At 74.4% G+C, this 10,114-nt stretch carries 9 protein-coding genes; 7 read left to right on the plus strand and 2 right to left on the minus strand.

The window, feature by feature from the left end; translation table 11 throughout:
* Positions 1-29: 29 nt before the first annotated feature.
* The 6 genes from ACWGJY_RS27885 (at position 30) to ACWGJY_RS27910 (ending at position 6,723) form a co-directional block, all read left to right on the plus strand.
* Positions 30-1,442 (plus strand): phytoene desaturase family protein, encoded by a 1,413-nt coding sequence (locus ACWGJY_RS27885; RefSeq protein ID WP_453263607.1) that lies wholly within the window; start codon positions 30-32, stop codon positions 1,440-1,442.
* Between the two features lie 44 nt (positions 1,443-1,486).
* Positions 1,487-1,999, plus strand: coding sequence for an O-acetyl-ADP-ribose deacetylase (locus tag ACWGJY_RS27890; protein WP_453263608.1), 513 nt, complete (start codon positions 1,487-1,489; stop codon positions 1,997-1,999).
* A gap of 54 nt (positions 2,000-2,053) precedes the next feature.
* Positions 2,054-3,367: a diacylglycerol/lipid kinase family protein gene (locus tag ACWGJY_RS27895; protein WP_453263609.1), complete on the plus strand. Its 1,314-nt coding sequence runs from the start codon at positions 2,054-2,056 to the stop codon at positions 3,365-3,367.
* 220 nt (positions 3,368-3,587) lie between these two features.
* A complete protein-coding gene (pip, locus tag ACWGJY_RS27900) occupies positions 3,588-4,547 on the plus strand; it encodes a prolyl aminopeptidase (RefSeq protein ID WP_453263610.1) in 960 nt (319 codons plus the stop codon).
* 102 nt (positions 4,548-4,649) lie between these two features.
* The gene (locus ACWGJY_RS27905) at positions 4,650-6,122 is read left to right on the plus strand and encodes an AlkA N-terminal domain-containing protein (protein WP_453263611.1); all 1,473 of its coding nucleotides are present in this window, start codon (positions 4,650-4,652) and stop codon (positions 6,120-6,122) included.
* A 10-nt stretch (positions 6,123-6,132) separates the two neighbouring features.
* Positions 6,133-6,723 (plus strand): methylated-DNA--[protein]-cysteine S-methyltransferase, encoded by a 591-nt coding sequence (locus tag ACWGJY_RS27910; RefSeq protein ID WP_453263612.1) that lies wholly within the window; start codon positions 6,133-6,135, stop codon positions 6,721-6,723.
* 453 nt (positions 6,724-7,176) lie between these two features.
* On the opposite strand, the gene ACWGJY_RS27915 is transcribed toward ACWGJY_RS27910, so the two are convergent.
* On the minus strand, positions 7,177-7,986 hold the full coding sequence (locus ACWGJY_RS27915) for a nucleotidyltransferase domain-containing protein (protein ID WP_453263613.1): 810 nt from the start codon (positions 7,984-7,986) through the stop codon (positions 7,177-7,179).
* Between the two features lie 88 nt (positions 7,987-8,074).
* Positions 8,075-8,608 (minus strand): NUDIX domain-containing protein, encoded by a 534-nt coding sequence (locus ACWGJY_RS27920; RefSeq protein ID WP_453263616.1) that lies wholly within the window; start codon positions 8,606-8,608, stop codon positions 8,075-8,077.
* Between the two features lie 212 nt (positions 8,609-8,820).
* Here ACWGJY_RS27920 and ACWGJY_RS27925 point away from each other — a divergent pair, with 212 nt between their 5' ends.
* Entirely contained in the window at positions 8,821-9,969 is a 1,149-nt protein-coding gene (locus ACWGJY_RS27925) for a glycerate kinase (protein ID WP_453263617.1), read from the plus strand.
* The last annotated feature ends 145 nt before the right edge of the window (positions 9,970-10,114 follow it).

A 10,114-nucleotide genomic window follows, 5' to 3' on the forward strand; every position in this document is an offset into this window, starting at 1 on the left:
ACTTGAGGGGAGTGGCGCAGGTGCCGAGGATGCTCGATGCCGTGGTGATCGGGGCGGGGCCCAACGGCCTGACGGCGGCGGTCGAACTCGCCCGCCGCGGTATGTCCGTGGAGGTCTTCGAAGCCCGCGACACCATCGGCGGCGGCGCCCGTACCGAAGAGCTGACCCTCCCCGGCTTCCGCCACGACCCCTGCTCGGCGGTGCACCCCACCGGCATCGGTTCGCCCGCCTTCAACGCCATGCCCCTGGACCGCTACGGCCTCGAATGGCTGCACGCCGACCTCCCCATGGCGCACCCCTTCCCGGACGGCACGGCCGCCGTGCTCGGCCACTCCGTCGGCGAGACCGCCATGTCCTTCGGGCCCCGCGACGCCGGCACCTACCGCAGGCTCGTCGAGCCCTTCACCGGCAAGTGGGAGGCGATGGCCCATGACTTCCTGCGCACACAGTGGCTCGGTCTGCCGCAGGACCCGCTGACCTACGCCCGCTTCGGCCTGGTCGCGGCCCAGCCCGTCACCCTCCTCAACCGCCGCTTCCAGGACGAGAAGGCCCGCGGACTGCTGGCCGGGCTCGCGGCGCACGCCAACGCTCCGCTCGGCGGTTTCGGGACCTCCGGCATGGCCCTGATGTTCGCACTCGCCGCGCATGCCAAGGGCTGGCCGGTGCCGCGCGGCGGCTCCCAGGCCATCTCCGACGCGCTCGCCGGTCTGCTGCGCGCCCACGGCGGCGCGGTGCACACCGACTTCGAGGTCAAGCGCCTGGACGACCTGCCGCCGGCCCGTGCCTATGTCTTCGACACCTCACCGACCGCGCTCGCCCGGATCGCGGGCCTGGGCAACGCCTACCGTGACGTGATGTACGGCCCCAGCGTCTTCAAGATCGATTACGCCCTGTCGGGCCCGGTGCCGTGGACGGCCGAGGAGGCCCACCGCGCCGGCACCGTCCACATCGGCCCCACCTGCGGCGAGATCTCCGCCGCGCTGAATGCCGCCACACGGGGCCAGGCCCCCTCCGTACCCTTCCTGATCACCGCTCAGCCCAGCCTGATCGACCCCACCCGCGCCCCCGAGGGCAAGCACACCTTCTGGGTGTACGGCCATGTCCCCAACGGCTGGGAGGGCGACGCCACCGAGGTCATCGAGCGACAGATCGAGCGCTTCGCCCCCGGCTTCCGCGACCTCGTCCTGGCCCGCGCGGTGGCCGGCCCGCCCCAACTCGCCGCCCGCAACGCCAACTACGTCGGCGGCGACATCGCCACCGGCTCCGCGGCCGGGCTGCGGCTGCTCATCCGCCCCAAGCTCGCCCGCGTCCCCTACGAAACCGCCCACCCCGCCGTCTTCCTCTGCTCCCAGGCCACCCCGCCCGGCCCCGGTGTCCACGGCATGTCCGGCCATTACGCCGCCAGGACCGTCTGGCGGCGGCTGCGCGCGAACCGCCGCTGAATCCGAGTGGCCGCCCGGTCCGCCCCTCCCTAGGCTCGGACACCATGAGCACCTCCCTCGCCCTCGTCCAGGGCGACATCACCGAACAGGCGGTGGACGCCGTGGTCAACGCCGCCAACTCCTCGCTGCTCGGAGGCGGGGGCGTGGACGGCGCGATCCACCGGCGCGGCGGCCCGGAGATCCTCGCCGAGTGCCGCGCCCTGCGCGACTCCCGCTACGCCCGCGGCCTGCCCACCGGCCAGGCCGTCGCCACCACCGCCGGCCGGCTGCCGGCCCGCTGGGTCATTCACACCGTCGGCCCGGTCCACTCCGAGAGCGAGGACCGCAGTGAGCTGCTCGCCTCCTGCTATCGCGAGGCGCTGCGGGTGGCCGATGAACTGGGCGCGCGGACCGTCGCCCTCCCGGCCCTCTCCACCGGTGTCTACCGCTGGCCGATGGACGACGCCGCGCGCATCGCCGTCGAGACGGTGCGCGACGCGGACACCACCGTCGAAGAGGTGCGTTTTGTCCTCTTCGACGACCGTGCGTACGCGGCGTTCGCCGCGCAGACCGGCTGACCGCGGACCGCGCGGGCCGGCCGGCGGCAGCTGAGCGGAGGGAGGTTCGAGGCCATGGACGGACGCTGGCTCGCCCGCCTGTCATTGGTGGCCGGGACGGTGGCGGTGCTGGTCCTGCTGCTGTTCGCCGGGCTGCGGAGCATCGTCCTGGTGGGCGTGGGGGCGGCCGGTCTGGCCGTCACCGCAATCGGCGTGTGGTGGGTGCTCTCGCACAGGGGCGTGGTGCGGGCGCTCGCTCTCGTCCTGGTCGTGGCGGCGCCGCTCGCCGTCCTCGTGCTCTACGTCGCCGCCGGGCTGCTCTGGGTGGTGCTGGTCTCGCTCGGGTTGTGGGCGCTGGCCGTCTCCGCGGGCCGGGCCGCGCTGGCGGGGGAGACCGGCCGGGCAGGCCCGCGGGAGGCGCCGGCCGAGCCCCCCGCACGCCCCTTCCTGATCATGAACCCGCGCTCGGGCGGCGGGAAGGTCGGGAAGTTCGAGCTGGTGCGGAAGGCGGAAGCGCTGGGCGCCGAGGTCGTGGTGCTGGATCCCTCGCACCCGCAGGACGTGGCCGGCCTGGCCCGCCGGGCCGCCGACGACGGCGCGGACCTGCTCGGGGTGGCCGGCGGTGACGGCACCCAGGCGCTGGTCGCGGGCGTGGCGGCGGAGCGCGGCATCCCGTTCCTGGTGATCTCCGCGGGGACCCGCAACCACTTCGCCCTGGACCTCGGCCTCGACCGCGAGGACCCCTCGACCTGCCTGGAGGCGCTGACCGACGGCGCCGAACTGCGGGTCGACCTCGGCTACGTCGGCGACCGCGTCTTCGTCAACAACGCCTCCTTCGGCGCCTATGCCGCGGTGGTGCAGAGCCCGGCGTACCGCGACGACAAGGCCCGTACGATCCTCGACATGCTGCCGGACCTGCTGACCCGGCACAGCGGCCCACGACTGACCGTCCGCGCCGGTACCACGGCCCTCGACGGGCCGCAGGCCGTACTGGTGAGCAACAACCCCTACCGCATGGGGGATCCGGCGGGCCTGGGACGCCGGCAGCGGCTGGACTCCGGCCTCCTGGGCGTGCTGGGCGTGCACGTCGACAACGCGGCGCAGGCGGCCTGGATGCTGCGCGGCCGCCGCGGCCCCGGGCTGACCTCGTTCACCGCCCCGGAGGTGGTCATCGACGCCGACGCGTCCGTCGTCCAGGCGGGTGTCGACGGCGAGGCCCTCACCCTGCCCACGCCGGTCCGCTGCCGGATCGCCGCCGGCGCCCTGCGGGTACGGGTGCCCCGCCACCGCCCCGGAGTGCCGCACAGCGCACCGACGATGAACTGGCGGCGGGTACGGCGGCTGGCGGTACGGATGGGACGGGCGGCACGGGGGCGCACCGCCGGCTGAGTACGGTCCGCCCCGGCCCGCCCAAGCCCCGGAGGCAGCAGCCCCAAGCCCCGGAGGAGCCCCAAGCCCAGGAAGAACCCCAAGCCCTGGAGGAGCCCGAAGCTCTGAGGGCGGCACGAAGCCCGTACGCGGACCGAAGCCCCGTACGCAGAACCCAGCACATCGACCGGAGGAAGGAGGCAGCATGCCCGTCAGGTGAAACAACGAGAGGGGAACCGAGATGACGGAGCCTTACCCGGCAATCGATCCGTACGCCACCGGGCTGCTCGACGTCGGCGACGGCAACCGCGTGTACTGGGAGGTCTGCGGCAACCCCGAGGGGAAGCCCGCGCTGGTCGTCCACGGCGGGCCGGGGTCGGGATGCAGTACGGGTGCGCGGCGGCACTTCGACCCGGACCGCTATCGCGTCGTCCTCTTCGACCAGCGCGGCTGCGGGCGCAGTACCCCGCATGCCAGTGACCCGGCCACGGACATGCGGCACAACACCACCGGTCATCTGCTCGCCGATATGGAGCAGTTGCGGGTACACCTGGGCATCGACCGCTGGCTGCTGTTCGGCGGATCGTGGGGTTCGACGCTGATCCTGGCGTATGCGGAGCGGCACCCGGCTCGGGTGTCGGAGATCGTCATCCCCAGCGTCACCATGACCCGGCGTTCGGAGATCGACTGGCTCTACCGGGGTGTCGGCCGGTTCTTCCCGGAGGCGTGGGAACGCTTCCTCGCCGGCGCTCCGGGGGTGGGGCGGGACGGTGACATCGTCGGGGCTTATGCGCGCCTGATGGCGGACCCCGACCCCGGGGTGCGCGAGCGGGCCACTGCCGACTGGTGCGCCTGGGAGGACACGGTGCTCTCCCTGGAGCGGTACGGTGCCCCCCGCCCCTACGGCGACCGCCCCCCGGACGCCCGGGTGGCCCTGGTCCGGATCTGCTCGCACTACTTCGCGCACGGGGCATGGCTGGAGGAGGGCGCCCTGCTGCGGGACGCCGGGCGGCTGGCGGGTATCCCGGGAGTGCTCGTCCACGGGCGTCAGGACATGGGGGGACCGCCGTACACCGCCTGGGAGCTGGCCCGCGCCTGGCCCGATGCCCGGCTGACCGTCATCCCCGACGCGGGGCACAAGGGGAGCGAGGCGACACGTGACGAGGTGATCGGGGCGCTCGACCGGTTCGCCGACGGGTGAGTACCGAGCGGCGGCTGAGGTGACCCGCGCCGTCCCTGGTGGCCCGACGTTGATGTCGGATTCTCGCCAGCCGGATGCCGCCGACTGAGGAATCCTGAGGTCATGCACACCGACACCGAGCGTTGTCTGCGGGCCGTGCAGTCCAAGGATGCCCGCTTCGACGGCTGGTTCTACACCGCCGTGGTCACGACCCGTATCTACTGCCGTCCCAGCTGCCCCGTGGTGCCACCCAAGCCGGAGAACATGCGCTTCTACCCGAGTGCGGCCGCCGCCCAGCAGGCGGGGTTCCGGGCCTGCAAGCGGTGCCGCCCGGACGCCAGCCCGGGGTCGCCCGAGTGGAACGAGCGGGCCGACCTCGTCGCGCGTGCCATGCGGCTGATCGCCGATGGCCTCGTCGACCGTGAGGGCGTGCCCGGACTCGCGGCCCGGCTCGGTTACAGCACCCGGCAGATAGAGCGCCAGCTGCTGGCGGAGCTGGGGGCGGGGCCGCTCGCCCTGGCCCGCGCCCAGCGCGCACAGACCGCCCGGCTCCTGGTGGAGACCACCGCCCTGCCGATGGCCGATGCCGCCTTCGCCGCCGGATTCGCCAGCATCCGTACCTTCAACGAGACGGTGCGGGAGGTCTTCGCGCTGTCCCCGACGGAGCTGCGGCAGCGCGCCCGGCCCGGCCCCCGTGCCGCGGTGCCCGGCTCGCTCGCGCTGCGGCTGCCTTTCCGCCGGCCGCTCAACCCCGACAACCTCTTCGGACACCTTGCCGCCACCGCGGTCCCCGGGGTCGAGGAGTGGCGGGACGGCGCCTACCGCCGGACCCTGAGCCTCCCCTACGGGCACGGCATCGTCGCGCTCTCCCCCCGCCCCGAGCACATCGACTGCCGCCTCTCCCTCACCGATCTGCGCGACCTGGCCGGGGCCATCGCCCGCTGCCGCAGGATGCTCGACCTCGATGCCGACCCGGAGGCGGTCGACGGGCTGCTCCGCGAGGATCCGCTGCTGGCGCCGCTCGTCGACAAGGCGCCGGGACGACGGGTCCCGCGCACGGTCGACGCCGAGGAATTCGCCGTCCGCGCCGTCCTCGGCCAGCAGGTGTCCACCGCGGCGGCCCGCACCCACGCCGGACGGCTGGTCCGTGCGCACGGCGAGCGGGTCGACGACCCGGGCGGCGGCCTCAGCCACCTCTTCCCCTCCGCCGCCGCGCTCGCCGGACTGGACCCGGAGGCGCTGGCGATGCCCCGTACCCGCCGGGCCACCCTTACGGGCGTCATCGCCGCGCTCTGCTCCGGCGCGCTGCAACTGGGCGTCGGCAGCGACCGGGACGAGGCCCGCGCACAGCTCGCCTCGTTGCCGGGCATCGGCCCCTGGACCGTCGAATGCATCGCCATGCGTGCGCTCGGCGACCCGGACGCCTTCACCCCGACCGACCTCGGTCTGCGCCGCGCGGCCGCCGGGCTCGGGCTGCCGCACACCCCGGCGGCCCTGACCCGGCACTCCGCGCGCTGGCGCCCCTGGCGCGCCTACGCCGTCCAGTACCTCTGGGCGACCGACGACCACCCCATCAATCACCTTCCGACGAACTGAGCCCGCAGTCATGACTGATCCCGCGCCCGCACCTGCACCTGCACCCGCACCCGCACCTGCACCCGCGCCCGCGCCCGATGCCCCCGTCACCCACACCGTCCTGGACGGCACCCCGGTGGGGCCGCTCACCCTGGTCGCCGTCGGTCATGCGCTCGCCGGCCTCTACATGACCGACCAGCGTCACCGCCCGCCCCAGGAAACCTTCGGCGACCCGGCGGACCCCGGCGACCCGCCGTTCGCCGCGGCCATCGCCCAGCTCCGGGCCTATTTCCGTGGTGAGTTGACCACCTTCGACCTGCCGCTCGCCCTGCGCGGCACGCCCTTCCAGCGCCGCGTCTGGGCGGCGCTGTGCACGATCCCGTACGGCGAGACCCTCTCGTACGGGCAGCTCGCCGCACGCATCGGCGTCCCGGCGGCGTCCCGCGCGGTCGGCCTGGCCAACGGACGCAATCCGGTCGGCATCATCGTCCCCTGCCACCGTGTCGTCGGCGCCAACGGCAGCCTCACCGGCTACGGCGGCGGCCTCGACCGCAAGCGCCGGCTGCTCGCCTTCGAGCGCACGGAGGACGACGGCCTGTTCCCGGTGGAGGGCTGCGGGTGACGGGCCGTCGAGGCCGAGGTCCGGAGGGGAAGACCTCAGGGCCGCCCCGCCGCAGGGGCGAGGCCGTCGAACAGGGCCGGTACGGTCTCTGCCGCGAAGTCCGTCGCGCTCGCCGGAAGCAGCGCACCGGCCGGTGCCTCGGCGCCGGAGAACAGGTCGGTTGTGGACCGTACTGCGCGACAGCGGGCTCGGCCGGACGGCGGTCCGCCCGCCCCGCCTCGTCGGCACGCCGGGCGAGGGCCGCCACCCCCACGCCGTCGAGGCCGGTCCGGGGCCGGCGACGTCCTCGCCCGCGCCGACGTGGCCCACGCCATGCCCGGCTTCGTCATCGACGCGCGGACCTTCGGCCGTGCGGTCGGCATCAGCCGCTGAGGCCGTCCCTCCGGTGACCCGGCACGGATACGCGTCCTGGTTCCGTCCGCCACACGCCGTCCCGCCGGGCCACCACCGGCATCAGCCCCCGACGACGCCGCGCACCGCGTCGACCAGCTCCGCCGCCGTCTCCAGCGCACATGTCAACTCCGCCTCCCCGCGCCCGATGCCGCCGAGCAGCGCGGTGGCTCGGGCACCGAAGCCGGGCGGTGTCTCCGGCATCGCCGCGGCCGCCGCGAGCGCGCCCTTCTCATTGAGGCACCAGATGCGGTGATGGGCGTGCAGCGCCTGGACCAGGTCACCGACGGCCAGGGACAGGCACAGGGCCGCATGCAGCACGTCCGCGGCGCCGGAGGACTTGCCCGCCATCGCCACCGAGAACCCGGCGTCCCAGACCGCGCCGCCGGTCAGCGCCTTGCGCAGGGCCTCGGGATAGGTGCGGGTCTCCTGCCGCAGGAGGGCCAGTTCCCCGTCGGTGTCGGCGAGCACCCGGCCCAGCGCCGCTTCGCCCGGGTAGGCGGGGGACCAGAAGCCGAGGGGGTGACCGGTCTGCCGGCCGATCTCGTAGCGGCCTTCGCGGCACTCGTCCCACACCTGCCGCACCCGGTCGACGTCCCGCAGGATCCAGTCCACATGGCGGCCGTCGGGCAGGACGAGCCAGGCCCCGCCGTTGACCCACGTGCCCCAGGCACCCGGCCCGTACACCTCGACGGGCCCGCCGGTCACCTCCGCGGCCAGTGCCTCCAGCGCCGCCAGATCCGGCTCGCCCCGGTAGTACACGCCCAGATCCCAGTCGGAGTCCGGCCGCTGTGTGCCCCGTGCCCGGCTGCCCCCGAGCATCACCCCGACAACTCCCGGCACCTGCGCGACTTTCGCGGCAATGTCATCCATCCCGGCAGGCTAAGGGTTTTCCCGCGATCCGTGGCGGGCGCACGACTGATCCCTGGCGGGCGCACGACGAGGGTTTACGGGACAGCCCTCAGGTGGCGCGGTACGCCCGCTGCCCGGCCTGTTCCGGCGTACCGCCCGCCCCCACCGGTGGAACGCCGTCCTCCAGTTCCGCCGGCCCACGGCCGTCCGCGAGGGCCTGCAACGCGCCGCCGATGCGCAGGGCCATCTCCCGGTTCACCAGGGTCTGGGCCTCGTCCCAGTGCACCATCCGCCATGAGAGCAGTTCCTCCTCCTGCACCCGGATCGCGGCCAGCTGCGCGGTGTCCAGCACGCCGCCGTCGTAGAGGTACGACACCCGCGGCGGCCGGTCCTTTCCGCGTACCCAGTCGACGGCGAGCAGCGCGCCGGGCTCCACGTCCAGGCCGATCTCCTCGGTGGTCTCGCGGCGGGCCGCCTGACGGGGCGACTCGCCCCGGTCCGACTCGACGGTGCCGCCCGGCAGGATCCAGGTGTCGCGGTAATTGGGCTCCACGAGCAGAAGACGGCCCTCCGCGTCGCGGAAGATGACGCCCGCGCCCGCGAGCACGCGGGGCAGACCGGCGATGTAGGTGGCGTAGTCCATGGTGGTCACGGCGCGAGCCTAGACGGAAAGGGTGCCCTGCCACGCCGGCCCGGTGGATCTTGGCGGCGCACCCCGGGGGCGCTCGGCAGCGCGCCCGCCCAAGTGCCCTGTTCGCCGGGTCGTGCGCCGGATATGGTCACAGCGGCGCGACTGCCAGTTCGAAAGCAAGGGGAAACACGGTGGCGGACGCAGCAAGGACATCCACAGCACGGGTGCTGATCGCCGCGGACAAATTCAAGGGTTCGCTCACGGCCGTCGAGGTCGCCGGGCATGTCAGGGCAGGTCTGCGGCGGGTGGTCCCCGGTCTGGACGTGGCCGCCGTCCCGGTCGCGGACGGCGGCGACGGCACGGTCGCGGCGGCCCTCGCGGCCGGCTTCACCCGCCATGAGGCCCGGGTCACCGGCCCCACCGGCGTGCCGGTGACGGCCACCTTCGCGCTGCGCGAGGGGGCATCCCCAGCGGTAGCCGGGGGAGGCACCGCGGTGGTGGAGATGGCGGAGGCCTCCGGGCTCCAGCACCTTCCGGAGGGCGTCTTCGCACCGTTGACGGCGACCACGTACGGCACCGGTGAGCTGCTGCGCGCGGTCCTCGACGCGGGCGCGACCTCGATCGTCCTCGGCGTCGGCGGCAGCGCCACGACCGACGGCGGCGCGGGCATGCTCGCGGCGCTGGGCGCGCGGTTCCTGGACGCGGACGGCGAGCCGGTCGCCCCCGGCGGCGGCCCGCTCGGCGAGCTGGCCACGGCCGACCTGTCGGGACTGGACCCGCGGCTGGCGAAGACCGGGATCGTGCTCGCCGGCGATGTCGACAATCCGCTCACGGGCCCGAAGGGCGCCCCGGCCGTCTACGGCCCGCAGAAGGGCGCGAGCGAGGCGGACGTGGCCACGCTGGACGCCGCGCTGGCGCACTACGCCGAGGTGCTGCGGCGCGCGGTGGGCCCGAAGGCCGCGGAGTACGCCCAGGCGCCCGGCGCGGGCGCCGGGGGCGGGATCGGCTACGGCGCGCTGGTCGGTCTGGACGCGGCGTTCCGGCCGGGCATCGACGTGATGCTCGACGTCCTGGGCTTTGCCCCGGCACTGGCGAAGGCCACCTTCGTCATCACCGGCGAGGGCTCGCTCGATACGCAGACGCTGCACGGCAAGGCGCCGGCCGGCGTGGCGGCCGCGGCCTGTGCGGCCGGCCTGGACGTGGTCGCGGTCTGCGGCCGGCTCCAGCTGACGCCGGAGGCACTCGGCGCGGCCGGGATCCTGCGGGCCTACGCCCTGACGGATCTGGAGTCCGACCCGGCCCGCTGCATGGCCGGGGCGGGCCCGCTCCTGGAGCGGGCGGCGGAGCAGCTGGCGCGCGACTTCCTGCTCTGAGGCGAGGTGCGGCCCGCCGTGGGGCCGTACCCACCACAACGCCGCGGGCCCCTCACCGAAGGCGTTCACCGCCCTCGTCCTCGTCCTGCAATCCGGCACCCTCGCCACCTTCGCCGTCCTCGACCTGCTGCTCTTCTTCCTCGCC

It is taken from the genome of Streptomyces sp. NPDC054765 (genome assembly GCF_053612065.1).

What these genes read in the sequence shown, in the direction of transcription:
- ACWGJY_RS27885 (WP_453263607.1), top strand. Translation starts at nt 30, where the DNA reads ATGCTCGATGCCGTGGTGATCGGGGCGGGGCCCAACGGCCTGACGGCG.
- ACWGJY_RS27890 (WP_453263608.1), top strand. Translation starts at nt 1,487, where the DNA reads ATGAGCACCTCCCTCGCCCTCGTCCAGGGCGACATCACCGAACAGGCG.
- ACWGJY_RS27895 (WP_453263609.1), top strand. Translation starts at nt 2,054, where the DNA reads ATGGACGGACGCTGGCTCGCCCGCCTGTCATTGGTGGCCGGGACGGTG.
- pip (WP_453263610.1), top strand. Translation starts at nt 3,588, where the DNA reads ATGACGGAGCCTTACCCGGCAATCGATCCGTACGCCACCGGGCTGCTC.
- ACWGJY_RS27905 (WP_453263611.1), top strand. Translation starts at nt 4,650, where the DNA reads ATGCACACCGACACCGAGCGTTGTCTGCGGGCCGTGCAGTCCAAGGAT.
- ACWGJY_RS27910 (WP_453263612.1), top strand. Translation starts at nt 6,133, where the DNA reads ATGACTGATCCCGCGCCCGCACCTGCACCTGCACCCGCACCCGCACCT.
- ACWGJY_RS27915 (WP_453263613.1), bottom strand. Translation starts at nt 7,986, where the DNA reads ATGGATGACATTGCCGCGAAAGTCGCGCAGGTGCCGGGAGTTGTCGGG.
- ACWGJY_RS27920 (WP_453263616.1), bottom strand. Translation starts at nt 8,608, where the DNA reads ATGGACTACGCCACCTACATCGCCGGTCTGCCCCGCGTGCTCGCGGGC.